The sequence below is a fragment of the Streptomyces sp. NPDC001889 genome (assembly GCF_053594535.1).
The window spans coordinates 110,323-136,260 of the sequence record NZ_JBSFER010000007.1 but is presented as its reverse complement, the minus strand read 5'-3'; the positions used below and the strand labels follow the sequence as shown (position 1 = coordinate 136,260).

The 25,938-nt window shown below is 71.9% G+C and carries 26 protein-coding genes; 10 read left to right on the top strand and 16 right to left on the bottom strand.

The genetic code is table 11. The features are described from left to right. Window positions 1-146: 146 nt before the first annotated feature. Both ACWCRA_RS09630 and ACWCRA_RS09625 read right to left on the bottom strand, forming a co-directional pair. Window positions 147-404: a WhiB family transcriptional regulator gene (locus ACWCRA_RS09630; RefSeq protein ID WP_003953983.1), complete on the bottom strand. Its 258-nt coding sequence runs from the start codon at window positions 402-404 to the stop codon at window positions 147-149. A gap of 318 nt (window positions 405-722) precedes the next feature. Next, window positions 723-1,691 carry a diacylglycerol/lipid kinase family protein gene (locus ACWCRA_RS09625; RefSeq protein WP_351554917.1) on the bottom strand — a complete coding sequence of 323 codons (969 nt, stop codon included), beginning with the start codon at window positions 1,689-1,691 and terminating at the stop codon, window positions 723-725. A gap of 70 nt (window positions 1,692-1,761) precedes the next feature. On the opposite strand from ACWCRA_RS09625, the gene ACWCRA_RS09620 reads away from it, so the two are divergent. Further along, a complete protein-coding gene (locus ACWCRA_RS09620; RefSeq protein WP_351554920.1) occupies window positions 1,762-2,178 on the top strand; it encodes a hypothetical protein in 417 nt (138 codons plus the stop codon). A gap of 31 nt (window positions 2,179-2,209) precedes the next feature. On the opposite strand, the gene ACWCRA_RS09615 is transcribed toward ACWCRA_RS09620, so the two are convergent. The 3 genes from ACWCRA_RS09615 to ACWCRA_RS09605 all read right to left on the bottom strand — a co-directional run bounded on the left by ACWCRA_RS09615 (window position 2,210) and on the right by ACWCRA_RS09605 (window position 4,193). Further along, complete coding sequence (locus tag ACWCRA_RS09615; protein ID WP_451067229.1) at window positions 2,210-3,325, bottom strand: RNA polymerase sigma factor SigF; 1,116 nt, start codon at window positions 3,323-3,325, stop codon at window positions 2,210-2,212. Beyond that, window positions 3,214-3,627: an ATP-binding protein gene (locus tag ACWCRA_RS09610; protein WP_351554923.1), complete on the bottom strand. Its 414-nt coding sequence runs from the start codon at window positions 3,625-3,627 to the stop codon at window positions 3,214-3,216. The genes ACWCRA_RS09615 and ACWCRA_RS09610 overlap by 112 nt, the downstream gene beginning before the upstream one ends. A gap of 305 nt (window positions 3,628-3,932) precedes the next feature. Continuing rightward, window positions 3,933-4,193: a UBP-type zinc finger domain-containing protein gene (locus tag ACWCRA_RS09605; RefSeq protein WP_351554926.1), complete on the bottom strand. Its 261-nt coding sequence runs from the start codon at window positions 4,191-4,193 to the stop codon at window positions 3,933-3,935. 116 nt (window positions 4,194-4,309) lie between these two features. Between ACWCRA_RS09605 and ACWCRA_RS09600 the strand changes: the two genes are divergently transcribed. Beyond that, window positions 4,310-5,917, top strand: a complete 1,608-nt coding sequence (locus ACWCRA_RS09600) for a Na+/H+ antiporter (RefSeq protein WP_351554928.1) — start codon at window positions 4,310-4,312, stop codon at window positions 5,915-5,917. On the opposite strand, the gene ACWCRA_RS09595 is transcribed toward ACWCRA_RS09600, so the two are convergent. Beyond that, window positions 5,887-6,834, bottom strand: a complete 948-nt coding sequence (locus ACWCRA_RS09595) for a 1-aminocyclopropane-1-carboxylate deaminase/D-cysteine desulfhydrase (protein ID WP_451067193.1) — start codon at window positions 6,832-6,834, stop codon at window positions 5,887-5,889. The genes ACWCRA_RS09600 and ACWCRA_RS09595 overlap by 31 nt on opposite strands. Before the next feature lie 103 nt (window positions 6,835-6,937). Then, entirely contained in the window at window positions 6,938-7,528 is a 591-nt protein-coding gene (locus tag ACWCRA_RS09590; RefSeq protein WP_351554933.1) for an N-acetylmuramoyl-L-alanine amidase, read from the bottom strand. A 292-nt stretch (window positions 7,529-7,820) separates the two neighbouring features. On the opposite strand from ACWCRA_RS09590, the gene ACWCRA_RS09585 reads away from it, so the two are divergent. From ACWCRA_RS09585 to ACWCRA_RS09570, 4 genes are all read left to right on the top strand, one after another. After that, complete coding sequence (locus tag ACWCRA_RS09585; RefSeq protein WP_351554936.1) at window positions 7,821-9,242, top strand: family 2B encapsulin nanocompartment shell protein; 1,422 nt, start codon at window positions 7,821-7,823, stop codon at window positions 9,240-9,242. A 145-nt stretch (window positions 9,243-9,387) separates the two neighbouring features. Further along, the gene (locus ACWCRA_RS09580) at window positions 9,388-10,419 is read left to right on the top strand and encodes a family 2 encapsulin nanocompartment cargo protein polyprenyl transferase (protein ID WP_351554996.1); all 1,032 of its coding nucleotides are present in this window, start codon (window positions 9,388-9,390) and stop codon (window positions 10,417-10,419) included. A 213-nt stretch (window positions 10,420-10,632) separates the two neighbouring features. Continuing rightward, entirely contained in the window at window positions 10,633-10,848 is a 216-nt protein-coding gene (locus ACWCRA_RS09575; RefSeq protein WP_351554939.1) for a hypothetical protein, read from the top strand. A gap of 49 nt (window positions 10,849-10,897) precedes the next feature. Next, window positions 10,898-11,341: a DUF6304 family protein gene (locus tag ACWCRA_RS09570; protein ID WP_351554942.1), complete on the top strand. Its 444-nt coding sequence runs from the start codon at window positions 10,898-10,900 to the stop codon at window positions 11,339-11,341. A 96-nt stretch (window positions 11,342-11,437) separates the two neighbouring features. On the opposite strand, the gene snpA is transcribed toward ACWCRA_RS09570, so the two are convergent. Further along, window positions 11,438-12,088 carry a snapalysin gene (gene snpA, locus ACWCRA_RS09565; protein ID WP_451067192.1) on the bottom strand — a complete coding sequence of 217 codons (651 nt, stop codon included), beginning with the start codon at window positions 12,086-12,088 and terminating at the stop codon, window positions 11,438-11,440. A 177-nt stretch (window positions 12,089-12,265) separates the two neighbouring features. Between snpA and ACWCRA_RS09560 the strand changes: the two genes are divergently transcribed. After that, on the top strand, window positions 12,266-13,225 hold the full coding sequence (locus tag ACWCRA_RS09560; protein ID WP_451067191.1) for a LysR family transcriptional regulator: 960 nt from the start codon (window positions 12,266-12,268) through the stop codon (window positions 13,223-13,225). 94 nt (window positions 13,226-13,319) lie between these two features. Here ACWCRA_RS09560 and ACWCRA_RS09555 read toward each other — a convergent pair whose 3' ends face one another. Together ACWCRA_RS09555 and ACWCRA_RS09550 are read right to left on the bottom strand one after the other, a co-directional pair. Then, window positions 13,320-15,635 carry a peptidoglycan recognition protein family protein gene (locus ACWCRA_RS09555; protein WP_451067190.1) on the bottom strand — a complete coding sequence of 772 codons (2,316 nt, stop codon included), beginning with the start codon at window positions 15,633-15,635 and terminating at the stop codon, window positions 13,320-13,322. Window positions 15,636-15,928: 293 nt separating this feature from the next. Further along, the gene (locus tag ACWCRA_RS09550) at window positions 15,929-16,537 is read right to left on the bottom strand and encodes an NUDIX hydrolase (RefSeq protein ID WP_351554954.1); all 609 of its coding nucleotides are present in this window, start codon (window positions 16,535-16,537) and stop codon (window positions 15,929-15,931) included. A 488-nt stretch (window positions 16,538-17,025) separates the two neighbouring features. Here ACWCRA_RS09550 and ACWCRA_RS09545 point away from each other — a divergent pair, with 488 nt between their 5' ends. After that, window positions 17,026-19,068: a glycosyltransferase gene (locus ACWCRA_RS09545; RefSeq protein WP_451067189.1), complete on the top strand. Its 2,043-nt coding sequence runs from the start codon at window positions 17,026-17,028 to the stop codon at window positions 19,066-19,068. 112 nt (window positions 19,069-19,180) lie between these two features. On the opposite strand, the gene ACWCRA_RS09540 is transcribed toward ACWCRA_RS09545, so the two are convergent. The 3 genes from ACWCRA_RS09540 to sodN all read right to left on the bottom strand — a co-directional run bounded on the left by ACWCRA_RS09540 (window position 19,181) and on the right by sodN (window position 22,069). Beyond that, window positions 19,181-20,362 carry a DUF1266 domain-containing protein gene (locus ACWCRA_RS09540; RefSeq protein WP_451067188.1) on the bottom strand — a complete coding sequence of 394 codons (1,182 nt, stop codon included), beginning with the start codon at window positions 20,360-20,362 and terminating at the stop codon, window positions 19,181-19,183. After that, on the bottom strand, window positions 20,359-21,537 hold the full coding sequence (locus ACWCRA_RS09535) for a DUF1266 domain-containing protein (RefSeq protein WP_351554963.1): 1,179 nt from the start codon (window positions 21,535-21,537) through the stop codon (window positions 20,359-20,361). The genes ACWCRA_RS09540 and ACWCRA_RS09535 overlap by 4 nt, the downstream gene beginning before the upstream one ends. Before the next feature lie 136 nt (window positions 21,538-21,673). Further along, window positions 21,674-22,069 (bottom strand): superoxide dismutase, Ni, encoded by a 396-nt coding sequence (gene sodN, locus ACWCRA_RS09530; protein ID WP_351554966.1) that lies wholly within the window; start codon window positions 22,067-22,069, stop codon window positions 21,674-21,676. A 151-nt stretch (window positions 22,070-22,220) separates the two neighbouring features. On the opposite strand from sodN, the gene sodX reads away from it, so the two are divergent. Continuing rightward, entirely contained in the window at window positions 22,221-22,640 is a 420-nt protein-coding gene (gene sodX, locus ACWCRA_RS09525) for a nickel-type superoxide dismutase maturation protease (protein ID WP_451067187.1), read from the top strand. On the opposite strand, the gene ACWCRA_RS09520 is transcribed toward sodX, so the two are convergent. Continuing rightward, window positions 22,544-23,173: a CGNR zinc finger domain-containing protein gene (locus tag ACWCRA_RS09520; RefSeq protein ID WP_451067186.1), complete on the bottom strand. Its 630-nt coding sequence runs from the start codon at window positions 23,171-23,173 to the stop codon at window positions 22,544-22,546. The two genes, sodX and ACWCRA_RS09520, sit on opposite strands and share 97 nt — an antisense overlap. Window positions 23,174-23,396: 223 nt before the next feature. On the opposite strand from ACWCRA_RS09520, the gene ACWCRA_RS09515 reads away from it, so the two are divergent. Next, complete coding sequence (locus tag ACWCRA_RS09515; protein ID WP_351554975.1) at window positions 23,397-24,086, top strand: class I SAM-dependent methyltransferase; 690 nt, start codon at window positions 23,397-23,399, stop codon at window positions 24,084-24,086. A gap of 76 nt (window positions 24,087-24,162) precedes the next feature. Here ACWCRA_RS09515 and ACWCRA_RS09510 read toward each other — a convergent pair whose 3' ends face one another. Together ACWCRA_RS09510 and ACWCRA_RS09505 are read right to left on the bottom strand one after the other, a co-directional pair. Then, on the bottom strand, window positions 24,163-24,930 hold the full coding sequence (locus ACWCRA_RS09510; RefSeq protein ID WP_351549201.1) for an amino acid ABC transporter ATP-binding protein: 768 nt from the start codon (window positions 24,928-24,930) through the stop codon (window positions 24,163-24,165). Beyond that, window positions 24,927-25,871 carry an amino acid ABC transporter permease gene (locus tag ACWCRA_RS09505; RefSeq protein WP_351549204.1) on the bottom strand — a complete coding sequence of 315 codons (945 nt, stop codon included), beginning with the start codon at window positions 25,869-25,871 and terminating at the stop codon, window positions 24,927-24,929. Before ACWCRA_RS09505 ends, ACWCRA_RS09510 begins: the two co-directional genes overlap by 4 nt. Window positions 25,872-25,938: the final 67 nt, after the last annotated feature.

Below are 25,938 nucleotides of genomic sequence, written 5' to 3'. Positions count from 1 at the left end.
CGGCGCACAGCAGCGAGCCCCGGACCGATGGAAATTCGGTCCGGGGCTCGAATGCTGTGGGTTACTGCTGCGCGCTGCGACTCGTGGGCGGTGAGTGCGTACTCGCTGTACGCGCCGCCGGAGGCTCAGGCTCGGTGCGGTGGCGGTCAGGCGCTGGCGTTACGCGCCCGGTTGCGAGCGGCACGGCGCTTCATCGCGCGGCGCTCGTCCTCGCTGAGGCCACCCCAGACGCCGGAGTCCTGGCCGGACTCAAGCGCCCACTGCAGGCACTGCTCCATGACGGGGCAGCGACGGCAGACGGCCTTGGCTTCCTCGATCTGCAGCAGCGCAGGACCAGTGTTGCCGATGGGGAAGAAGAGCTCGGGGTCTTCCTCGCGGCAAACGGCGTTGTGACGCCAGTCCATGGCTGCTACCTCTCCTTGGTGTGACATGCAGGTTGCTTGTGAATGTGAACGCTTTCACGAATCCCCCCACAAGGGAAGGGCCGATCGACTTCACGTCGACGTGGTCCAGGGTTTGGGGAGGGGTTCCGGCGACCTGCGGGCCGATGATGCAGCGGGCCGTCCCGATCGCCATGAAGAGACTCGCAAACCTCGGCGACGGATACAACCCCTTCCGGGAAGTTTTTTTTGATTCCTCGGTGTCGACTAGGTCACAGCCGTCATTCTATGGGGTGGAGCCCAGTCCGTACGTTCGAGATAAAGGCCGTTTGGGCCTTCCACTCACACAATCACACGCAGTGCATGGCGTACGCCTGTGAACGTCACGCTCGTGCGCAGTCCGAGGTGGTCGCCGTCCATCTGAAAAGGCAGCGGAACCTTTGAATTCAAGGTGAACTCGGAGAGGTCATGGAGAGTAATCGCGTGCTTGCCGTGCGGTCCCCGGCTGGGGCTGGAGGTGAGCAGCTGGGTGCCGTACCGGGCCACCGCGGGAGTCGACAGTTTCGAGAGGCCGAGCACATCGAGCCCCGTGTCGAAGGAGGCCTTGGGCGACGCGTACATCGGGCGATTGCCCAGAAAGGTCCACGGCGAGGTGTTCGCGACTATGGAGACCACCAGATCGGTCACCGGCTCCGCGCCGGGGCGCTCCAGGGTGATCTTCCCCTGCCGGCGGTGCGGGTCGTCCAGGAACTGCCGCAGCACCTGACGTACGTAGAGCGCGTGGGTCGAGCGCTTTCCGCGCTCCCGCTGCTGCTCGACCCGGCCGATCACACTGGCGTCGAATCCGACACCCGCGCAGAAGGTGAACCAGCGGGACGGCACGCCCTCGTCGTCCGTGCCCCGGGTGCCGGAGGCGAGCCCGAGGCCCACCGTGCGCTCGCTCCGCTCGCTGAGGGCGTCCAGGATCGCGCCGGTCGCCTCCACGGCGTCGTTCGGCAGTCCGAGCGCGCGGGCGAAGACATTGGTCGATCCGCCGGGGACCACGGCGAGCCGGGGCAGCCGGGCCGGGTCGGGGCCGTGGTGGAGCAGACCGTTGACGACCTCGTTGACGGTGCCGTCGCCGCCGAGGGCGACGACGAGGTCGATGTCGCCGGCCTCCGCCGCCTGCCGGGCGAGGTCCCGGCCGTGGCCCCGGTACTCGGTGGTGACGGCCTCCAGCTTCATCTCGCTGGCGAGGGCGTGGATCAGCACATCACGGGTACGTGCACTGGTGGTGGTTGCTGCCGGGTTGACCACGAGAAGTGCGCGCATGCGATGCAGCGTACCCACCCCGCGATGACCGGCCCAGCCCCGGGTGCGCGGCGGCGGCTACCCTTGCGGGGTGAGTGAAGACCCGACCCCGCGCCCCGCCCGTCTGACCGCCGCGGCGGCGGTCTCGGCACTGGAGGGCCTGGCCCTGGCCGTGTACGGCGTCTATCTGCTCGTCATGGGAGTGCTCGGCAGCCCCGACAGCCCGACCCAGGCAGAGATGGGCGGAGTGACGCTCATCGCACTCGGCGCGATCCCGCTGGCCGCCGCGCGCGGGCTGCTGCTGCGGCGCTCCTGGAGCCGGGGCCCCGCGCTGATCACACACCTCATGGCGCTGATCCCGGCCTGGACGCTGCTGCGCACCGAGGGGGCGCTGATCCCGCTGGGCATCCTGATCGCGGCCGTCGCCGTGGCCGGACTGGCGCTGATCGTCAACCCGGCGACGACCCGGGCGCTCGGTATCGGGAGCCCGGACACCCCGGGCGCCTGACCGGCCGGGCCCGCCGCGCTCCCGCCGGCGTCTACTCCTCCACCAGCAGCTTCTCCCGAAGCTGCGCCAGGGTGCGGGCGAGCAGCCGGGAGACGTGCATCTGGGAGATGCCGACCTCCTGCGCGATCTGCGACTGCGTCATATTGCCGAAGAACCGCAGCAGCAGAATCCGCTTCTCGCGCGGCGGCAGATCCTCCAGCAGCGGCTTGAGCGACTCCCGGTACTCGACCCCCTCCAGCGCCTCGTCCTCGGCGCCCAGGGTGTCGGCGACCGCCGGCGACTCGTCGTCGGTGTCGGGGACGTCCAGCGAGAGCGTCGAGTACGCGTTCGCCGACTCCAGGCCCTCCAGCACCTCCTCCTCGGAGATGCCCAGCCGCTCGGCCAGCTCGTGCACCGTGGGGGAGCGGCCGTGCTGCTGGGACAGCTCGGCCGTCGCCGTCGTCAGCGAGAGCCGCAGCTCCTGGAGCCGGCGCGGCACCCGCACCGCCCAGCCCTTGTCCCGGAAGTGACGCTTGATCTCGCCCACCACGGTCGGGGTGGCATAGGTCGAGAACTCGACACCGCGCTCCGGGTCGAACCGGTCCACCGACTTGATCAGCCCGATGGTCGCGACCTGGGTGAGGTCGTCCAGCGGCTCGCCCCGGTTGCGGAACCGGCGCGCCAGATGCTCGACCAGCGGCAGATGCATCCGTACCAGCCGGTTCCGCAGCTCGGCGTGTTCGGGCGAGCCGTCGGGCAGCTCGCGCAGCTCGACGAAGAGGGCCCGTGCCCCGCTGCGGTCCTGCGGATGGTGCTGCTGCTGCTCGTGTACGTCCTCGCTCATGCTGCCCGCCTTCCCCGAGGGCTCCGCCTGGGCGGGGGCGCCCGCGGCGGAGCCGGGGGGCGTACCCCCAGCCCGCGTCTGCTCCGCCGCGGCCGTCGGCTCCGCGGGTTTGTCCACCGGGCCCGGCCGGGCGTGCTGCTCCGGGAAGCCGTGCACCGAGGGAGGCTCGTCCCGCACCGGACCGTCCTCGTTGCGCACCGGACCGTCCTCGTTCACGCCGGCCCGGGTCCCGCGCCGCGCTGTTTGTACAGGCTGATGGAGACCGTGCGGTCCTCGGCGACCGTGGACTCCACCTTGCCCGCCAGCGCGGACAGGACCGTCCAGGCGAAGGTCTCGCGCTCCGGCGCCCGGCCGTCGGTGGTCGGCGCGGAGACCGTGACCTCCAGCGAGTCGTCGATGAGCCGGAAGACACAGCTGAGGACGGAGCCGGGAACCGCCTGCTGGAGCAGGATCGCGCACGCCTCGTCGACCGCGATCCGCAGATCCTCGATCTCGTCAAGGGTGAAGTCCAAGCGTGCCGCGAGTCCGGCCGTGGCCGTCCGCAACACCGACAGATAGGCACCCGCAGCGGGCAGCCGGACTTCCACGAAGTCCTGGGTCCCGGGCTCGCCTGCGATCTGGGACACCCTCACCTCCAAGGTGACACATGCTCTTTCCGGGCCTCGGGAGAAAGATCCCGAAGCCGTCGCTACGCAGTCCGTACGTAGCCGGTACTGGCTCGGCGACGCTATCGCGATCCATGGTGCGCTGTCGCCGGAGCCCCCACCCCACGGCCGCTGTCACTGATGGTAAGCGTATAACCACATACAGTGGGTAGGGGTCTGCGGGGTCAATTGCGGCGAAGTGGTGGATGGTTGACGTACCCACCCGCCGGACGGCCGAACCGCCTCCCGGGCCGGTCGCGCGCCCCGCGGGGCGCTCCGGCCGCGCCTCAGACGAGCGCGCTGTCCTGGAAGCACCACCGCCAGCTCTCCCCCGGCTCGTAACTCCGCATCACCGGGTGCCCGGTCTCGTCGTAGTGCGCGCTGGCGTGGCGCAGGGGCGAGGAGTCGCAGCACCCCACATGGCCGCAGACCAGGCAGAGCCGGAGCTGCACCGGATGGGTGCCGGCGGCCAGGCAGTGCGGACAGGTCTCGTGCTGGGGAGCCGGCTCCGGCCGGGGCAGCTCTGCTACGTGCGGACACTCGCTCATGATGGCCAGATTACGGCGCGCGGGGCGTACCTTCCCGTTGGTGTCACCTCCCGGTGACCGGTGCTGACCGGGGGTGACGCGCGACCCCGCAACGATCCGTGGTGGAGGTACACCGCATGGACGCACTGCCCCTGGTGGCGCTGATCGCGGTCAGCGCCGTGATCGCCGGCGCGGCCCGCCGCACCCCCGTACCCGCCCCGCTGCTCCTGGTCACCGCGGGGCTGGTCGCCGCGTACATCCCCGGTGTGCCCGACTACACGCTCGATCCGCACATCGTGCTGCCGCTGGTGCTGCCGCCGCTGCTGCACCTCGCCGCGCTGGACAGCTCGTACCTCGATCTGCGGGCCAACGCCCGGCCCGTCGCGCTGCTCTCGGTCGGGTACGTGCTCTTCGCGACGGTCGCCGTCGGCTGGCTCACCCATCAGCTCGTGCCCCAGTTGCCGCTGACCGCCGCGCTGGTGTTCGGCGCGGTCGTGGCGCCGCCGGACGCCGTCGCGGCGACCGCGATCGCCCGGAAGCTGGGGCTGCCGAGCCGGATCACCACCATCCTCCAGGGGGAGTCCCTGGTGAACGACGCGACCGCGATCACCGCGTTCCGGGTCGCGGTCGCCGCCGCGATCGGGGAGGGCGCGAGCTGGAGCGAGGGGATCGCCGAGTTCGCCCTCGCGGCGCTCGGCGGGATCGGTGTCGGGCTGCTGCTGATGGTCCCCATCCACTGGCTCCGCACCCATCTGAAGGAGGCGCTGCTCCAGAACACCCTCTCGCTGCTGATCCCCTTCGTCGCCTACGCGGCGGCCGAGCAGTTCCATGCCTCCGGTGTGCTCGCCGTGGTCGTCGTCGGCCTCTACCTCGGCCACCGGCGCTGGCAGGTCGACTTCGCCACCCGGCTCCAGGAGGAGGCCGTGTGGAAGATGGTCGCCTTCATCCTGGAGTCCGCCGTCTTCGCGCTCATCGGCCTCCAGCTGCCGTATGTGCTCGAAGGGCTCGGCGCCTACGGCGTCGGCGAGTCCCTGGGGTACGCCGTCGGGGTCTTCGCCTGTGTGGTGGCGGTGCGGTACGTCTGGGTCTTCCCGGCCACCTTTCTGCCGCGCCGGCTCTCGAAGCGGATCAGGGCCCGGGAGCCGGGCGTGGACTGGCGGGCTCCGGTGATCGTGGGGTGGGCCGGGATGCGCGGGGTGGTCTCGCTGGCCATCGCCTTCTCCATTCCGCTGACCACCTCGTCCGGCGACCCCTTCCCGGCCCGGAACCTGATTCTCTTCCTCACCTTCACCACCGTGATCGGGACGCTGGTGGTGCAGGGGCTGACCCTGCCCGCGCTGATCCGGGCGCTGAAGCTGCCCCGGCGGGACACCCGGGCCGAGACGCTCGCCGAGGCCCAGGCCCAGAACGAGGCCTCCGAGGCCGCCGAGCGCCGGCTGGCCGAACTCCTCACCGACGAGGCCAACGCGCTGCCCGAGCCCCTCCAGGACCGGCTGCGCACGGTCATGGAGCGCCGCCGCAACGCCGTCTGGGAGCGGCTCGGGGCGGTCAACGAGATCACCGGGGAATCGGCGGACGGCACCTACCGGCGGCTCGCCGGGGAGATGATCGAGGCCGAGCGCTCGGTCTTCGTCCGGCTGCGGGACGCCCGGCGGATCGACGACGAGATGCTGCGCACGCTGCTGCGGAGGCTGGACCTGGAGGAGGCCGCCGCCTACCGGGAGGAGGAGAGCGGCGCGGACTGAGCGGGGGCCGTCGGCGAGCCCGTGACGACGGCCGCGAGGGTGGTCCCGGGGGCGAAGGCGCCCTCGGCGGCGAGAGCGGTCAGTCCATAGAGCATTTTGGCTACATATACACGCTCAAGAGCCACTCCATGGCTCTTTTCGAACTCTTCTGCGAAGTGGGTGAGTTCTGGTGATGTACGGGCGTATCCACCGAAATGAAAACGCTCGTCGAGCGACCAGTCGCCGGTCCGCCCGCCGAACGCCTCCCGCTGGAGGCGCTCCGTCTCGGCGCCGAGGAAGCCTCCCCGCAGCACCGGGAAGCCGAGCGCCCGCACCCCCGGCGGGAGGCCCGCCGCGAGCCCCGCGAGGGTCCCCGCGGTGCCGCAGGGGACCGCGACCACATCGGCGCTCCGGCCCAGCTCGCGCCCGAGGCCGGCGCAGCCGCGCGCGGCCGGGGCGTTGCTGCCGCCCTCGGGGATCACCTGGACGTCGGAGCCGTCCGGCACGCTCGCGCGCACGATGCGGGCGAGCACCGCCGGGTCGTCCTTGCGCCGGTAGGTCGAGCGGTCCACGAAGACCAGCCGCATCCCGTCCTCGGCGCACCGCGCCAGGGAGGGGTTGAGCGGGCGGCCGGCCAGCTCGTCGCCCCGGACCACACCGGTCGTGGCGCAGCCGAGCAGCCGGCCGGCCGCGGCCGTGGCCCGCAGATGGTTGGAGTAGGCGCCGCCGAAGGTCAGCAGCGGCCGGCCGGCGGCGGCGCGCAGATTGGGCGCGAGTTTCCGCCATTTGTTGCCCGGGAGATCCGGGTGGATCAGATCGTCGCGCTTGAGCAGCAGCCGTATCCCCCGGCGCGCGAAGCGCTCGTCCTCGACCGGCTGGACCGGGGAGGGCAGCCGGGGCCGCAGGGCGGCGGTGAGGTCGAGCGCTTCGGCGGACATGCCCTCATTGTCACCCGCGCCACCTGCGGCGATACCGGGAGGGCGGGTCGGGAGGGGGCCGGTGGGCGGGTCGGGAGGGGGCCGGGCGGCGGGGCCCGCCGGTCTACTTCAGGCGCTCGTGGATGCGCTCCCGCATGGAGTTCATGGTGAAGCCCAGCGGGTCGATCTTGCCCGGCTGCCACTCCTTGTGGCCGATCACCGAGCGCGAGGTCCAGCCGTGGTGCCGGCAGATCGCGGCGGAAGCCTTCTCGATCGCCTCCAGCTGGGCGTCCGGCCAGGGGTCCGCGCCGTTGCCGAGATTGATGCACTCGAATCCGTAGAAGTAGCGGTTGCCGTCGGTGTTGGCCTCGTTGTCGACGGGAAGTCCCTTCTCGGCGATGACCGCGCGCAGCACCTCGTCGTCACCGAGGCCCGCGTGGTTGGCGCGGCCGTAGCCGACGAGATGGACGGTGCCGTCCTTGGCGATGACTCCGTGGCAGAGCGGTCCGGGCAGATCGCTGCGGCCGTCGCGGCAGAGCGCGACGCTGTTCGCGGTGCCCTTGGTCACGGTGTGATGGAGCATCACGCCGTGAACCGGGCCCCAGGGTCCCTTGCTGTTGCGGTTGTGTGTGCGCCAGTCGCCGACCTCGACGACCTCCAGCCCCTCGTCGCGCAGGACGTCGAGAAAGCGGTTCGCGGACATGGGTGAGGACAAAACCGGCTCCCTGAAGTGCGAGGAGTGTGTACGGAACGGTCCGTACTGTGCATTTACTGCTTTTACTCCAATAGCCGCTTCAGGGCCATGCGTTCGGACGGCGTGCGATCCGATCCGGTCAACTCGTCGGCCGTTTCCCGTAATCGCGCCCCCTATGCCCACTCCGGAATGAAAGTAGTCCCATCCGTTTGTGTAATGGTGCCAGGACTCTCCGTGCTGAAAGGCTTCTGCCTGTGGGCCGACGGCGAACAGATGGCCTACAGCACAAACGTATGATCGAGAGGACACTTCTATGTCGGTCGGTTCGGTTGGCACTGCCGGCGAGGGCGCCGGGCAGCAGCAGCCACAGCAGCAGAGCCTCGGCACCGCTGCCGCGCGGAATCTCGCGACCACCACCAAGTCCGTCCCGCAGATGCAGGAGATCACCTCCCGGTGGCTGCTGCGGATGCTCCCATGGGTCCAGGTCCAGGGCGGCACCTACCGGGTGAACCGCCGGCTGACCTACGCGGTCGGCGACGGGCGCGTCACCTTCGTCCAGACCGGCGGCCGGGTTTCGGTCGTCCCCGCGGAGCTGGGGGAACTGCCCGCCCTGCGCGACTTCGGCGACGAATCCGTCCTCACCGAGCTGGCCGGGCGCTGCGAACAGCGGGAGTACGCGGCGGGCCAGCTGCTCGCCGAGGCCGGCACGGCCGAGGACCGCGTCCTGCTGCTCGCCCACGGCAAGGTCGAACAGCTCGGCGAGGGGCCCTACGGCGACGAGGCCGTGGTCAACGTCCTCGCCGACGGCGCCTATCTGGGCGAGCGCTCGCTGCTGGCGGCCGACGCCACCTGGCAGTACACCGCCCGCGCCGCCACCGCCTGCACGGTCCTCGTCCTGACCCGGGACGACGTGCTGAACCTCGCGGTGCGCGCCGCGTCCCTGCGCACCCATCTGGCCGAGGTGGCGGCCCAGCCGCGGCAGCGGACCAACAAGTACGGCGAGGCCGCCATCGACCTCTCCGCCGGCCATGTCGGCGAGGTGTTCGTCCCCCACACCTTCGTCGACTACGAGGCCGCTCCCCGGGAGTACGAGCTGAGCGTCGCCCAGACCGTGCTGAAGGTCCACAGCAGGGTCGCCGACCTCTACAACCAGCCGATGAACCAGACCGAGCAGCAGCTGCGGCTCACCGTCGAGGCGCTGCGGGAGCGCCAGGAGGACGAGCTGGTCAACAACCGCGAGTTCGGGCTCCTCGCCAACTGCGACTACTCCCAGCGCCTCCAGCCGCACGACGGCGCTCCCACCCCCGACGACATGGACGAACTCCTCTCCCGCCGGCGCGGCTCCCGGCTCTTCCTCGCCCACCCGCGCGCCATCGCCGCCTTCGGGCGCGAGTGCAACCGGCGCGGGCTCGTCCCCGAGAGCGTGGATGTCGGCGGCAGCCATGTGCCGGCCTGGCGCGGAGTGCCGATCTTCCCGTGCAACAAGATCCCGGTCACCGAGGCCCGCACCACCTCCATCATCTGCATGCGCACCGGCGAGTCCGACCAGGGCGTGGTCGGACTCCAGCAGGCCGGCATCCCGGACGAGATCGAGCCGAGCCTCTCCGTCCGGTTCATGGGCATCGACGAGCAGGCGATCATCTCCTACCTGGTCACGGCCTACTACTCGGCCGCCGTGCTGGTCCCCGACGCGCTCGGAGTGCTGGAGAACGTCGAGGTGAGCCGCTGGAGCTGAGCCGCCGGCACCGGTGAGGTGCTGCTCCGGGCCCGCTCGCCGGAGCGGGCCACCTCACGCGCGGCCGGGGGTGTCTCTCGGCGCCCGCCGCCCCCGGCCGCGCCACCGGACGACCCCACCCGGAAAGGACAGAAGCCAGGTGACCATGTCGGAGGCCCTGGAGGGCCGTGAGGCCCTCGCTCTCCTGGAACACGCCCGCGAAACCGTCGACCCGCTGCTGCGCGCCAGTGTGGCGTCACTGCCCGGCCCGCTCGGCCGGGTCGCGGCGTACCACTTCGGCTGGGAGCACGCCCATGGCGCCCCGGCCGCCGGAGCCGCCGGCAAGTCCATCCGTCCGGCGCTGGTGCTGGCCGCGACCAGGGCCCTCGGCGGCGACCCGGGCCGCGCCGTGCGGGCCGCCGTCGCCGTGGAGCTGGTGCACAACTTCACCCTGCTCCACGACGACGTCATGGACGAGGACCCCACCCGCCGCCACCGCCCCACCGCCTGGACGGTTTTCGGCACCGCCGACGCCATCATCACCGGGGACGCGCTCCACGCCCTGGCGATGCGGCTGCTCGCCGAGGACGGCCACCCCGCCTCGGCCGCCGCCTCCGCCCGGCTCGCGGACTGTGTGATCGAGCTGTGCGCCGGGCAGCAGTCGGACTGCGCCTTCGAGGACCGGGGGCCGCACGATGTCTCCCTCGACGAGTGTCTGGCCATGGCGACCGCCAAGACCGGGGCGCTGCTGGGCTGCGCCTGCGCCCTCGGCGCGCTCTACGCGGGGGCCGGGCAGGAGGCGGCCCGGGCGCTGGACGCCTTCGGGCGGGAGGCCGGGCTCGCCTTCCAGCTGATCGACGATCTGATCGGCATCTGGGGGGACCCCGGACGGACCGGGAAGCCCGCGGGGGCCGATCTCGCCGCGCACAAGAAGTCCCTGCCGGTGGTGGCGGCCCTCGGCTCGGGCACCCCGGCCGGCGCGGAGCTGGCCGAGCTGTACCAGGGGCCCATGACCGGGGCGGCCGTGCGCTGCGCCGCCGACGCGGTGGAGCGGGCCGGGGGCCGGGACTGGGCCCAGCTCCAGGCGGCGGACCGGATGTCGCGGGCGGTGCTGGAGCTGTCCCGGGCGGTGCCGGACCCGGACGCGGCGGGGGAGCTGCTGGCGCTTGCGGAGTTCGTCACCCGCCGCACCCGCTGAGGCGCGGTCCGCCCGGCCGGCCCTCACTGCCCATCGAACCACTGCGGATGGAGCACTATGGATGGAGTGGTTTCCGCCGAATGCCGGGGTGCCGGGGTGCCGGGGTGCCGGGAATCCGGCGGAAACCACTCCGCTCGGCGAAGGGCCGGCGGCGGTACCGCCGGGCGGGCCGGCCGCCGGGCGCGGGCCGCCGGGCCGCCGTACCCTGGACGCATGGGCAGCGAAGGACGCCGGACCGTCCGCGGCCCGCAGACCGGGCTCCGGTGCCCGTCGTGCGGACAGCCCGTCGGTACCGTCATCGAGCGACGCAAGACTCTGGGGGCCTTTGTCCCCTCCTGGGGCCCGGGTCCCTGCCGCAACCCCGACTGCGCCGAGGGCCCCTCCGGGCACCCGGCGGAGCGCCCCGGCGCCGGCACCCGCACGGTCTGAGCCATCCCTGCTGTTCGGCGGGGTGTCCCGTGCCGCTACAGTCCGCGCCATGTCATCGGAGTCGACTGAAGTCTGGGCGGGCTGGTACCGCGACCGACGTGGCGCGGAAGCGGTCACGATCGCGGCGCACGGACGGCAACTGCGCACGCGCATCAGGGGTGTTGAGTACGAGGGTGCGGCGTTCGCCGCCCTGGAGGCAGCGGGATCGGAGGGCGTGCTCTCCTCCTGCGTACTGGAGTGGGACATACCGCTGCCCGTCCACGCGGACGACGGCACGGTGGAACGGGCCACGCTCAGCTGTCTGCTGACGCTCGGCGAACTGAGGCCCGAGGGGTCACTCGATCGGGCGGATCTCAATCTCACGCTCCACTACGGCGGGGCGGCCTATGAATCAGGAGTGGCCGGGGGCGACTTCGACAACGCGCTCGACCGCATCCAGAAACAGCTGCCGCACGGGGCCGAGCTGGCGACCCTCACCTCGGCGGACGTCTGACCGACCCGTCCGCACCCTCTCCCCGCCGGCCCGCCGAGGGGCGCCCCACCGGGTCACCGGCGGGACGCCCCTCGTCTCATCGGTTCGCTCCGGCCGTCAGGAGACGCTCTTCATCGCCGACGCGAGGCCGTTGGCCCACAGGGCGTTCACCCGGGCGCGCTCGTTCGCGTTCGGCGTGTCGTTCTGGCAGGAGGTGCCGGGGCCGCCGCCGGACATCAGTTCGCTGCACGGGCCGCGGTAGTTGTCGGGCAGACCGAGCACATGGCCGGTCTCGTGCGAGGTGACCCGGTTGGAGTTGTACTGCTGGTTCTGCCGGTAGTCGAGGAAGATGTAGCCGCGGCCGTGGCCGTCGGTGCTCGCGTACGAGCCCCGGGCGTCATTGCCCTCGTAGTAGCGGAAGCTCGGGTTGCCGCCCTCCTGGAGCCGCACATTGGCGACCGAGCTGTTCCAGACCTGGGTGCTGCGGGCTATCTGGGAGCGGAAGCTCGGGGCGTTGGCGGCGCTGTAGGTGACGGTCACGACCCGGGCTCCCGGGTTGGCGGCGCGCTTCTCGGCGACGGACTTCACGACCGCCTCGAAGAAGGCCTTCGTCGCCTTCACGTCCTCGGCGGACCCCTCGTACGCGACATACGAGGGAACGGCCGCCGCGGCGGGGGACGCTGTGGCGGCCGACGCGGGGACGGCGCCGAGGGCGGCGGCGAGGGCGACGCCGAGGGCGGCGGAGAAGGCGGCTCTGGGGTGACGCATGGGGGGCTCCTACTCGTCCGGTGAACGGATTCGGTACGGCGAGTTTCGGGCAGGGAAGCGGTTCGCGGATGATGCCAACTCGCGATAACACCAGTGAATCGTCATGTCCATGTCCGTCCGCTCTGGCCCGAACTGTGTGTCTGGTGTGGCGGCTGGAGGCGGTCATACCCTCGGGGCATGGAGCTGGATGTGAGGCATCTCCGCGCCCTGTGCGCCATTGCGGACAGCGGCAGCCTGCACAAGGCGGCCCGGCAGCTGGGGGTCAGTCAGCCGTCGCTGACGACCCAGCTCAGGCGGATCGAGAACGCGCTCGGCAGCGCGCTCTTCTGGCGGGAGCGCTCCGGCTGCCGGCCGACGCCGGTGGGCCGCGCCGTACTCACCCGGGCCCGGCCGCTGCTCGCGGAGATGACCGCGCTCGTGGTCGAGGCCAAGGCGGCGGCGGCCTGTTCGGACGGGCCCCGGCTGCGGATCGGCTCCACCGCGAGCCGCGCCTTGCCCGGCTGGCTGGGGCGGCTGCGGCAGCGGCTGCCGGGCACCGACATCTCGCTGCACATGGATGTCTCCGCCAACGCGCTGCTGCGGATGGCCGCGGCCGGCCAGCTCGATGTGGTCTTCGTCCACGAGGTGGAGGGGTGCCCGCTGCTGATGCCAGGAGGGCTCGATGTACGCGTTCTGGTCGAGCGCGAGCCGCAGTTCGTCTCGCTGGCGTCCGGTCACCCGGCGGCCTCGGCGGCGGTGGTGGAGCTGGCGGACCTGGCGGACGACCGGTGGATCGTCGACCCGACGGTGGACGGGGAGTGGGACGGGCTCCGCCGGGTGCTGGCGGCGGCCGGGCTGAACCCCTCGGTGCTGCACGGGGATTACCACACGGCGGCGTCGCTGGTGGCGGTGGGAGAGGCGGTGGCGCCCTGCCAGCCGACGTCGGGACCCCGGGAGGACATGGCGATCCGGCCGCTGAGGGGGGACCCGCTGGCGGTGCGGTTGCTGTGGTGTTCGTCCGGCGGGACGGGGGACGACCACGAGGGGGTGTACGCGGACCTGGTGGCGGCGTATCGGGAGGTGGCGTCGGGGGCGGCGGCCTACCGCCAGTGGCTCCTCCGCCACAAGAGCCCCCTGTTGACCACCCCGGCGGCCTGACCGCGAGCCGTCCGGCGGGGCCGCCCGGCCCGACCGCACCCGGCCCCCGCGCCCTGGACGGGGCGCGGGGGCCGGGTGCGGGCCGAGGGCCCGGTCACTTCAGATAGACGAGCCCGTCGGTGGTGATGGCGGGCCTCCCCTTGGTGCCGACGACCACGATCTTGACCGTGTGCTTGGCGCTCGTGGACCAGGACTTGGTCCACAGCGCGTCGCGGTACTTCGTCGAGGCCGACTTCAGGTCGACGGTGTCGGTCTTCTTGCCGTCGACGTAGATGTGCGCCTGTCCTGAGGTCGTGGCGCGCGAGACCACCAGGGCGGCCGAGCGGCCGGTGAAGGTCCAGGTCAGCGCGGCGTTCTTGGAGCTGCTGGAGTACGACTTGCCGCCGAGGTAGCTGGTGGACGACTTGGTCGACCAGGCGCCGGACTTGGTCGCCGACGACTCCTGGAGGATCACCGGCGTACCGCTGACCGAGGCGGAGCCGGTGTTGCCGGCCTGGTCGTGCGCGGTGAGCGACCACTTCGTCGCCACACCCGATGCGGCCGTGTGCGAGGCGCCGGTGACGGTGGGGCCGTAGGTCCTGGCCACCGGGGCGGTGAGCCTGACCTCCTTCAGCGCGCTGTTGTCGCCCGCCTTCCAGCCCAGGGTGAGCGGCACGGCCCGGGTGTCCACCGTGGCCTTGCGCAGGGTCAGACCGGGCTTGGTGGGGAAAGCCGGCGCGGTGGTCTCGGCGACGACGGTGACCGGGGAGCTGAGCCCGCTCCTGTTGCCGGACTGGTGGAGACCGCGGATCTGCACCTTGTGGCTGCCGGGGGCGAGGGTGGCGCGGGCGGAGGTGGCGGTGCCCGCGGTGGTGGCCGCGACCCTGCCGTCCACGAGCAGCTCATAGCCGGAGACCAGGGCGGCCGGGGTGGTGGCCGACCAGTTCACCGTGACGGTGCCCTTGGTGTAGTACGTCGAGCCGGCCAGGCCCGCGCCCGCCACCGACGTGACGGCGAGACCGTCGACCTTTCCGCCCGCCATCTCGCGGATGGCCGGCATCTGGCTGTAGAGGAAGTCCCCGGGGCAGACGGTGACATCGCTGTCCCGGTGGGCGAAGATGGCGGGCCGGTCGAGGGGCACCCCCTTCTTCCAGGTCTCGTTCCTGAGGTTCTTCCCGTCGGCGCCCGGGATCATCGTGGCGGTTCCGGTCGGCGACACCCCGTACTGGCCGAGCTTCCAGGCGGCGACCCGTGCCACGGAGGTCAGCGCCGCCCGGGAGGGCGCCACGAGGTCATGGCTGCCCAGGACGGAGATGCCGGTGGTCTCGGAGTTGAAGCCGTAGTTGTGGGCGCCCATCACGGGCTGGTCCACGCCGCCCTTGCGGCCCTCGTACACCACTCCGCACTTGTCGACCAGGAAGTTGTAGCCGATGTCCTTCCACTTCAGACCGGTGACGTGGTACGCGTAGATGCCGCGCACCAGCGCGGGTGCCTCGGCGCAGGTGTAGCTGTTGGAGCCGGTGGTGTGGTGCACCACCGCGGCCTTGATCCTCCCGCCGGGGAGGTAGCCCGGGGCCTCGGGGCTGATGGACTCGTCCGCGCCCCAGCCCGCCCGGTCCGTGATCGGCGGCTTGGGAGCGGTGGACGCCGGAGCGCTCGGGGTGGGAGTGGGCGTCGGCGCGGAGGTGGAGGGCGAGGGCCCCACCGTGGACGGCTCGACCGACTCCGGGGGCTTCGGGGAGACCGATACGGGCGGTGACGACGGCGCCGGGGTGGTGGCCGGGGCCGTCGTGGGAGTGGCCGTCGTGGGAGTGGCCGTCTCCGTCGGCGCCGGGCCGGAGGCCGGGGGCGACTGCGCGGGCGGCTCCGGCGCCGGAGCCCCACCGGTCTCCGTGGCGGCGGGCACCGGCGTGGCGTCCGCGGCGAAGGCCGCGGGCTCCATGGCCGAGACCTTGCCGCTGCCGGGGTCGATCATATGGAGCTGAAGGCCCCGGGGCAGCCCGGTGGACCTGCCCTGGACCCGGACCTCCACACCGTCGGACGGGCCGACCCAGGCGGGCTCGGTGCCGCCGCGCGCACCGCTCTCGTCGCCCGGTGCGACGGTGCTGCTGTCCAGCTCCAGCCAGGACGACCAGGTGCCGGTGCCGGCCCCGCGAGTGCGTACCTCCACCGTGCCCGTGACCCGGGCGGACGGATCGGCCCAGGTCACCCCGAGCATGCTGAACCTCTTGGCGTCCTGCTTGCCGAGCACGGCGGAGCCGCCGCTCACCTTGAGCGGCGCGGTCCGCTGCGCGCTCTTGACGGGGCCCGGCTTCGCGCTGTCCACCGTCCTGCCCTCGACGGGCTGACCGGTCGCACCCTGGACGACCAGGACTCCGGCCACTGTCGCGGCCACAACAGAGGCCGCCCCCACCCAACGACGCGTCTTCATTTCGGTTCGGACATCCTTCCGTCGCACTGCTGCGCCGCAAGCTACCCGAGAGGTAGGAGAGATCGTTTCAGTGGGCAGGTGTTTCCGCCGTGATCGGCTGAAGTTGCGTCAGATTCACGTCGAATCCGTCCGGTGTTGGCCGGAAGCCGATGACGGGGGCGGTCCCATCTCCCGGTGATAGCCGCCCGGTGCCGTGGGACTCCTGTGGACACCGGGCGTCCGGCCGTCGGGGGCGGTGTCCTCCGGCCGTCAGGGGCCGTGTCCCCCGGCCACCGGGGAGGGGCGGGGCCGGGTCAGGGGCGGGCCCCCGCGTCCGGGGCGGGGTCCTTCGCGGGGCTGTGCGCGGAACCGGCCGCGGGGCCGTTCGCGGGGCGGGTCGCCTCGTCGAGCAGCAGATACAGCAGCCCGACCAGGCTTCCGCCGCTCACCACCTGGCGGCTGTCGATCAGGGCCCGCACCTCGTGGAGCGGGACCCACTCGATCCGGTCCGACTCGTTCAGCTCCGTCGGCGGCCCGGACCAGACCGCGCCGTCGGCCCGGAAGACATGGTGCTCGGAGTCGGTGATGCCGTTCGCCGGCTGCGCGTACACCAGGGGCCGGACCCGGTCCACCCGGTAGCCGGTCTCCTCCTCGACCTCCCGGGCCGCCGTCTGGGCCGGGGTCTCCCCGGGCTCGATCAGCCCCATCGGCAGCTCCCAGCCCCAGGTGTCGGTGATGAAGCGGTGCCGCCACATCATGAGGACCCGGCGCCGGTCGTCCACCACGGCGGCGACCGCCAGATGCCGCATCCGCACCACATGGTGCTCCAGCCGGACCCCGTCGGGCTGCTGTACATCGGCGAGCCAGAGGTTGACCCAGGGGTTGTCGTAGATCTGGCGTTCCCCGTGGACGGTCCAGCGCATGGCCCAACTCCTCGCAAAAATGCGTCCATGTGATCTGTCGGCACCACTGTCCTCGTCGGCGGCCGGGCCTTCCCACTTGTCCGTCACCCGGATGGAGCAACGTGTGCCCTTCCGCCCGATCACGTGATAACCGGCACCCCCGGCCGCCCCGCCCGACCCTGGAGGGGGGCCGGCGCGCGGCGCGGGAGCGCCGCCCCGCCCGCTTCCGAGCAGCCGAAAGGCCGTTTCGCCCCCGGCGCCGGCGGTCCGCTCCGGGCGCCCGGAGCCCTCCGCCGAGGGCTATTCGCTGAAGTGAATAGCAAATTACCGGGAATATGCACTGCTAAGATGACATTCATCCTGGTCGCCCGCGCGGTCCCCCGCTGTCGGCACGGCCACCGCGTACCACGGAGTCATCGGCGCGGCCCAGCCGCCGGTGCGTGGTGGGGCGTCGTGTGTGCGGCGGTGCCCGCGGCAGTGTCTCCTCCGTTACCAGAAGGTAGATTTTTGTGAACCGTGTGCCGGATGCGGCCGTTCCCGATGTCTCCGTCATCGTGGGCGCCTACAACGCGATGCCCTATCTGACCCGGTGTGTGCGCTCCGTGGTCGACCAGACGATCGGCCGGGACCGCATCGAGCTGATCGTGGTCGACGACGGCTCAACGGACGGCACCGGCGAGGAGCTGGACCGGCTGGCGGCGGAGTTCCCCACCGTGGTCACGGTGGTGCACCAGAAGAACTCCGGTGGCCCCTCGGCCCCCCGCAACGCGGGCATCGAGCTGGCCCGCGGCCGCTTCATCTTCTTCCTCGACGCCGATGACTACCTCGGCGACGAGGCCCTGGAGCGCATGGTCTCCATGGCCGACACCAACGGCTCCGACGTGGTGCTCGGCAAGATGGTCGGCGTCGGCGGCCGGGGCGCGCCCAAGTCGATGTTCCAGCGCAACCAGCCCAAGACCGATGTCTTCACCTCCCGGGTCTACTGGACGCTCAACCCGCTGAAGCTCTTCCGCCGCGAGCTGATCGAGCGCCTCGGCCTCCGGTTCCGCACCGATATGCGCACCGGCGAGGACCAGCCCTTCGTCTCGATGGCGTATCTCCACGCCGCCGCGATATCCGTGGTCGCCGACTACGACTGCTACTACTGGGTCGAGCGCGAGGACGGCAACAACGTCACCCGCACCACCCGCGGCACCCACCCGCGCATCAAGTACCTGAGCGCGATGTTCGAGCTGCTCGCCCGCGAGGTCAAGGACAGCACCAAGCGGGACATCCTGCTCCGCCGCCACTTCGACGTCGACATCAAGTCCGCGCTGCGCCATCTGCTCCGCGAGACCGAGCCGGAGATACGCGACTCGGCCCTCGCCGACATCCAGCGGCTGATCAGCGCCAACCTCAGCGACGAACTGGTGGCCCGCTACCCCGCGATGCACCGGCTCCGGCTGTACTTCGCCCGCCACGGCATGCTGGAGGAGCTGCGCGAGCTGCACCGCTTCGAGGGCGCCCGCAAGCGGGACAGGGCGGCCGGCGGGACGGTCGTCGAGAAGGGCCGCGCCTACGGCGCCTACCCCTACTTCCGGGACGCCTCCCGGGCCGTCCCGGACCACTGCTACGACATCACCCGCGAGCTGTCCGTCCGGCACCATCTGGCCACCGCCGAGCTGGACGGCTCACAGCTCGGCCTCTCCGGCCACGCCTACATCGACACCGTCGACACCGTGGACACCGCCATCGAGGCCGTGCTGCGGGAGCGCGACAGCGGGGTGGAGTACAGCTTCCCGGCCGGGAGCGGCCCCGCCCCCGAGGACACCGACGGGCTCCACGACTACGGGAACGCCGGCTTCTCCGTCCGGATCGACACCCTCACCGCGGCGGACGGCAAGGAGCTGCCCCCGGGGCTCTGGGACCTCCATCTGCGGGTCCGCAGCCAGGGCATCCTCAAGGAGGGCCGGGCCGGCAACAAGCGCGCCGGGTCCATCGACTCCTCGCCCGGCCCCCGGCTGAACCGCACCGCCGACGGCACCTCGCAGGTCGTCACCCCGTACTTCACCAAGCCGTACGACAACTTCACCCTGGACGTCGGCCAGCGCAAGCACCGCCTCCAGTCGCATGTGAAGATCGAGCAGGCCGTCTGGGCCACCGGCACCTCAGGGGTGCTGGCGATCACCGGGCGGCTCAACGCCGGAATCAGCTCCGACGACCTGGTCGTCCGGGCCACCGACAAGGACCGCACCATCGACCTGCGCGGCTTCCAGCGCGGGGAGTTCGGCTCGCCCGGCCCCTTCGAGCTGCGGGTCGACCTCGCCAAGGCGTTCACCGGGCGGGTGCTGCCCACCGGCACCTGGGAGCTGTCGCTGGCGCTCAGCGCGCCGGATCTCACGGCCACGGTCTGGGTGCCCGCCACCGCGGGGGTCCCCACCTCCCGCTTCCGCCGGCTGGGCCTGCCCGCCTACGCCAAGCCGCTGGACAAGCGGCAGGTCTTCACCGTGCGGGTCGCGTTCGTCGACCCGGTCACCGGACTGCGCCGCCGGCTGGGGCTGCGCACCACCTGACCGTCCGCAGTGACGTTTCCCTCCCCCGGGCGGACCGAGGGGGAGGAGCCGGACCGAGAGCCCGGCCGGGACCGCCCGGCCGGGCTTCCCGCTGTCCGCGCGCCGCGCCCGCTCAGCGCCAGGGGATGTTCCGCCAGGGGCTGCCCTCGTTCTCCGTCAGCAGCCGGTGGGCGGTCACGTTCTCCTCGTAGACGCGGCCGTACTCCTCCCCGTCGAAGCGGAGCGCCCGGCCCAGCGCGTACCCGGCGGAGAACTCCTCCCACGAGTGGTAGGCCGACTTGCCCAGCGCCCCCGCGTACACGATCGCCTGCTCGGCCTCGTGCGGATGGCAGAACCGGGCGGCCAGTCCCCAGCGCGCCAGATTCACCGCCCGCCCGTAGTCGTGGGCGACCGTGGTGGTGACCCGGCCGTCCGGCGGCAGCAGACCGTCGGCCCGGAACCGGGCCTCGTACCGCACGATCCGCCGCACCAGCTCCTCGACGCCCTTCACCGCCCGGGGCTCGGCCCCCACGTCCTGGGCGTGCCCGGCGGCGGTCTCCCGCCACAGGTCGGCCGGGGGCGGCTCGCCGAGACCGGCCCGCAGCCGCTCCCGCACCCGCAGCGCGAAATCGTGCTCCGGCGGGCTGTTGCGGGCGTCCAGCAGCAGGCTCAGCTGCTCCTGCCACTCCGCGCGGCCGGTGATGCCCCAGCCGTCGCGGAGCGACGCCAGCTGCTGGACGTAGTCGTGGTAGACCGTGCCGACCTCGTTCCACGGCACACCGTTCCCGATCGCCAGATGCGCCCCGCAGGCCAGGCCGTAGGCGAGCGGCCCGTGCAGCGCCCCGTGCCGCAGGGCGATCAGCCGCTCCCCGTCGGGGCGGTCGTGCTCCGCGAAGTACCGCAGCCACAGCGCCCGGTCGTGCGGCGCCGCGGGGAAGAGGAGCCGGCCGGGGGTGCCGGTGTTGACCGACAGGAGCTGCCGGGGGTCCCGCCAGCCGAACTCGGCGATCCACTTCAGGGTCACCCCGTGGAAGACCCAGTCGGGGTGCCACGGCGGCAGCACTCCGCGCGTCAGCACCGGCCGGCAGTCGCGGCCCGCCTCGTCGCGGTGCGCCCGCCAGACGATCCGGTCCGGCTCCGCGTCCGCCTCCGCCCTCGGGACGGCGATGTACAGCTCGGCGCCCGCCAGCACCCGCAGCTGGGCCTCCGGGCCGCCCCGCGCCCCCGCCTCGTACAGCGCCCGCTCCGTCTCGGACGGCGGTGTCCAGGGGGGCCCGTGGGCCGGGGGCTCGGGGGCGCGCCGGCGCCGCTTCATGACCACGGGATGTTCCGGTAGGGGCCGGCGGGGTCCCGGGTGAGGACGCGGTGCTGGGCGAGGGTCTCCCGGCGGACCGTCCCCGACGCGTCCTCGTCGTCGAAGTGGATCAGCCGGGCCAGCGCGTAGCCGAGGGCGAACTCCTCCCAGGACCCGTACGCCTGACGGGCCAGCGCCCCGATCCGCAGCACCGACTGCTCGGCCTGGGCCGGATCGCAGTAGCGCGCGCCCAGGGCCAGCCGTACGACATTGACCGCCCGGCCGTGGTCGAAGGCGGCCAGGCTGTCGACCCGGGCGCCGGGTGCCAGCACCCCCTCGGCCCGGAGCAGCTCCTCGTACTTCTCGATCCGGCCGAGTGCCTCCTCCGACTCCGCGGCGTCCGCGTCGGACACCCCGCGCCGGGCCCGGTCCAGGGCGGCGGCCTCGCGCCACTCGGCGGACGACGGGGTGCGGCCGAGCCGGGCCGCGAGGGAGCGCCGCAGACGCAGCGCGGACTCATGGGTGCGGCCGATGAGCCGGGTCGCCATCAGGGAGCTGAGGACCTGCTCGTACCCGGCCCGGTTGCCGATCCGCCAGGGGTGCTCCAGCCGGGCGATGTCCAGCGCGTACTCCTCGTACACCGTGCCGAGCTGGTTCCAGACCAGCCCGTTGAGCACGGCGAGATGGGCGCCGACCGCCAGGCCGTGGGCGAGCGGTCCGTGCAGCGGTCCGCCGCCGTGGGTGAGCAGTCCGATTCTCGCCGGGCCGCCGGAGCGGACACGGGCGGCGAGCCACTCCCGGCGCCTGCGCGGGCGGGCGTCGACCGCGATGGCGCCCGGGGTGCCGTGGTTGACACCGAGCCGCCACCGGTTGTCCGGCCAGGTGCGGGCCAGCTCGGCCAGACTGGTCTGCCGGAACACCCACTCGGGGTGCCAGGGCGGCAGCATGCCCGCGGTCAGCACCGGTAGGCACATCCGGCGGCCCGAGGGCTCCCGCGCCGGCACCGGCGGCGGGGTGAAGCCCGGGGTGTCGGCGTGCAGCCGCGCGGTGAGCACATAGAGCCTGCTCCGGGAGAGCGCGTCGATCAGCTCGTCCCGGCTGCCTCGGGCGTGCGCCTCGCGCAGTCTCCGCTCGACCTCCGTCGGCGGCACCCAGCCGGTGTCCGCACCCGTCCCCGTCCCCGTCCCCGTTGTCACGGACCGATCCTATGAAACGGGACCGGGGCGGAGACGCGCCAGGTGCGGGGATATACGTCCGCACCCGGCCCACCGGTTCCCCCGCGAGGAGGAATCCATGGACCGGGTGCGGTCACCGGGCGCGCGGCCGGGTGGGTCAGGCCTTCTTGGTCTCCCAGAAGATCTTGTCGATCTGGGAGATGTAGTCCAGCGCCTTCTGGCCCGTCGCCGGGTCGGTGGACGCCTTGGCGGCGGACAGCGCCTTCAGGGTGTCGTTCACCAGCTGGTGCAGCTCGGGGTACTTCTCGAAGTGCGGCGGCTTGAAGTAGTCGCTCCACAGCACCGAGACGTGGTGCTTGGCCAGCTCGGCGCGCTGCTCCTTGATGACCGTGGCGCGGGCCCGGAAGTGCGGGTCGTCATTGGCCTGGAACTTCTCCTGGACGGCCTTCACCGACTCGGCCTCGATCCGGGCCTGGGCCGGGTCGTAGACACCGCACGGAAGGTCGCAGTGGGCACTGACCTTCACCTTCGGGGCAAACAGGCGGGAGAGCATGGGGCAGTCCTTCCTCGTGATCGTCTTCTCAAGGGGGGACATTACTCCGTGAGAGCCCCGTTTTCGCGAGTGCCCCCTAGTGCTTAGGTCGAAAGTCCGGGGTCCTTGTACGACCCCCGGCCGACCGTACTCTGGGAGCCGGAGGTGGCGGATGACCGAGCAGGGACGGGAGCCGACGGCGCCGTTCGGAGTGGCCGAGGTGACCGGGCCGTCGATGTACCCGACGCTGCGGCAGGGCGACCGGCTGCTGGTGCACTACGGCGCTCAGGTGAGGCCCGGCGATGTCGCGGTGCTGCGCCATCCGCTCCAGCAGGATCTGCTCATCGTCAAACGGCTGGCGGAGCGGCGCGGTGGCGGCTGGTGGGTGCTCGGGGACAACCCGGGGGCCGAGGGGGACAGCCGGGTCTTCGGGGCCGTGCCCCCCGAGTTGCTCCTCGGGCGGGTGCGCGGCCGGTACCGGCCGCGCGACCCGGATCAGCGCTCGGTGCTCGCGCTGGTCTCCTGGGCGTTCTCGGCCGTGCGGCCGGTGCTCTGCTCGCGCTCGGTCTCCAGGCGTTTGCGGGCGCGGTAGGCCGCCACATTGGCCCGGGTGGCGCAGCGGTCGGAGCAGTAGCGGCGGGAGCGGTTGGTCGAGGTGTCGAGATAGGCGTTGCGGCAGGGCGCCGCCTCGCACAGGCCCAGCCGGTCGACACCGTGCTCCGTCAGATGGATCGCCAGGCCCATCGCGGCGATGGCCGCGTATCCGGCGGTGGCGTTCGACGGGTGGTCGGCCAGGTGCATGTGCCACTTCGGGCGGCCGTCGTCGTCCCGGAAGTCATGGCCGGAGATCTGCGGGCTGACGGGGAACTCCAGCAGCAGGGAGTTGAGCAGGTCGACGGCGTGGGTCTCCTCCCCGGCGTCGGCTGCGGCGAAGACCGCCCGCAGTCTGCCCCGGACCGAGCGAAAGCGGGTCACATCGGAGTCGGTGGCGCGCCGGGCGGCCTGGCGGGAGGCGCCGAACAGCTCCCGCACGGCCTCGACGGAGGTGAGGGAGTCCTTGCCGCGCGCCGGCTCCTCGGTGTTGACCAGGCGTACGGCGAAGTCCGAGTAAGAGGCCAGTTCCACTTGTAGTCCTTACCAGGGCGGTCTATGGTCAGTGAGTAAAAGTAATGGATGATCCTGTATTCAGGGTATTACACATGGGAGGGTTCCGGTGTCGCGGACGGAAGCAGGGCCAGGAGCGGGGACGGAAGCGGGGGCCGGGGCGGGAGCGGGGACGGGAGCCGGGACGGGGGGCACCGACTGGCGGGCCTGGCAGCGGAGCTGGGACCGTCAGCAGGAGTGGTACATGCCCGACCGCGAGGAGCGGTTCCGGGTGATGCTGGACATGGTGGAGGCCACCGTCGGCCCCGCACCCCGGGTACTGGACCTCGCGTGCGGTACAGGAAGTATCACGGACCGGCTGCTCCGGCGGTTCCCGGACGCCACCAGCACGGGCGTCGATCTCGACCCCGCCCTGCTGGCCATCGCCCGCGGCCACTTCGCCGGTGACGACCGCGTCACCCTCGTCACCGCCGACCTCACCGCCCCCGACTGGACCGAGGCCCTCCCGCACGACGGCTATGACGCCGTGCTCACGGCGACGGCCCTGCACTGGCTGCGCCTCGGCCCCCTCGCCGCGCTCTACGGGCGGCTCGCCGGGCTCGTCCGCGACGGCGGCGTCCTGATGAACGCCGACCGCATGGTCGACCGCTCCACCCCGCGGATCAACGCCGCCGAGCGCGCCCACCGGCACACCGGGATGGACCGGGCCAGGGCGGCCGGCGCGGTCGACTGGGCCGAGTGGTGGGCCCTCGCCCGCCGGGACCCGGCCCTGGCCGGGCCCACCGCCCGCCGCTTCGAGATCTTCGGCGAGCACGCGGACGGCGAGACCCCCTCCCTCCAGTGGCACGCCGAGACCCTGCGCGCGGCCGGGTTCGGCGAGGCCCGCGCGGTCTGGGCCTCGCCCTCCGACAGCCTGCTGCTCGCGCTGAAGTAGCCCGGGCAGCCCGGGCGCCCGGCACGGGAGAGGGGCGGTACGGACCGGGTCCGTACCGCCCCTCTCCCGCTCCCTGTCAGAGCACCTTGGACAGGAACGACTTCGTCCGGTCGTGCTGAGGGCTGGTCAGCACATCGCGGGGGTGGCCCGACTCGACCACCACGCCGTCGTCCATGAACACCAGGGCGTCGCCGACCTCGCGGGCGAAGCCCATCTCATGGGTGACCACGACCATCGTCATGCCGTCCTCGGCGAGCTGGCGCATCACATCCAGCACATCGCCCACCAGCTCCGGGTCGAGCGCGGATGTCGGCTCGTCGAAGAGCATCAGCTTGGGGTCCATCGCCAGGGCGCGGGCGATGGCCACCCGCTGCTGCTGGCCGCCGGAGAGCTGCGAGGGGTAGTTGGCCGCCTTGTCGCCGAGCCCCACCCGGTCCAGGAGCTGGAGCGCGCGGGCCCGTGCCGTGGCCCGGGACTCGCCCTTGACCTGGACGGGCGCCTCCATGATGTTCTCCACCGCCGTCATGTGCGGGAAGAGGTTGAAGCGCTGGAAGACCATGCCGATGTCGCGCCGCTTCAGCGCGACCTCGCTGTCCTTCAGCTCGTACAGCCGGTCGCCCTTCTGCTGGTAGCCGACCAGCTCCCCGTCGACGTACAGCCGTCCGGCGTTGATCTTCTCCAGATGGTTGATGCAGCGCAGGAAGGTCGACTTGCCGGAGCCCGAGGGGCCGATCAGACAGAAGACCTCGCGCGGGGCGACCTCCAGATCGATGCCCTTGAGGACCTCGACCGGGCCGAAGGACTTGTGCACGCCCTCCGCCTTGACCATCGCGTTGGCGCTCATGCGGAGACTCCCTTCGGCCGGCGCACGGAGAACACGCTCGACCGGATTCTCTGGAACGGGGTCGCCGGCAGGGTGCGGCTGGAGCCCCGGGCGTAGTAGCGCTCCAGGTAGTACTGGCCGACGCTCAGGACCGAGGTCAGGACCAGGTACCAGGCGGCGGCCAGGAAGAACATCTCGACCGGTGCTCCGGAGGTCTGCCCGATGTTCTGTGCCTGGCGGAAGAGTTCGGTGTACTGCACCGCCGCCACCAGTGAGGTCGTCTTGAGCATATTGATGACCTCGTTGCCCGTGGGCGGCACGATCACCCGCATCGCCTGCGGGATCACGATCCGGCGCAGGGTCTTGCTGTGGCTCATGCCCAGCGCGTGCGAGGCCTCCGTCTGGCCCTCGTCCACGGAGAGCAGGCCGGCCCGGCAGATCTCCGCCATGTAGGCGGCCTCGTTGAGGCCGAGCCCCAGCAGCGCGGTGAGGAACGGAGTCATGAAGTCCGCCCACTCGTCCCGGTAGAAGCCGAGGTTGATGTACTCGAAGACCAGGCCCAGGTTGAACCAGACGAAGAGCTGGACCAGGACCGGGGTGCCGCGGAAGAACCATATGTAGAACCAGGCGATCGACGAGGTCACCGGGTTCTTCGACAGCCGCATCACCGCGAGGAGGATGCCTCCGACGATGCCGATCGTCATCGACAGCACGGTCAGGACGATGGTCTTCCAGACCCCCTCGACGATGCGGTCGTCGAAGAAGTAGTCCGGTATCGCGCCCCAGTTGATGTTGCCCTGGGCGAAGGCGTAGATGATCACCGCGAAGAGCGCGATGGCGACGAGGGCGCTGACGTACCGGCCGTAGTGGCGGACCGGGACGGCCTTGATGGCCTCCGGGCCGGCCGCGGGCGGCGGGGGTGGCGCGTCCTTTGGACCCGTCTTCTTGATGTCGGCAGTCACAGGGAAGCCTTTCCGTGGCGAATCAGTTGCTGACCTGGGGCCGGTGCCCGCGGCACCGGCCCCAGCC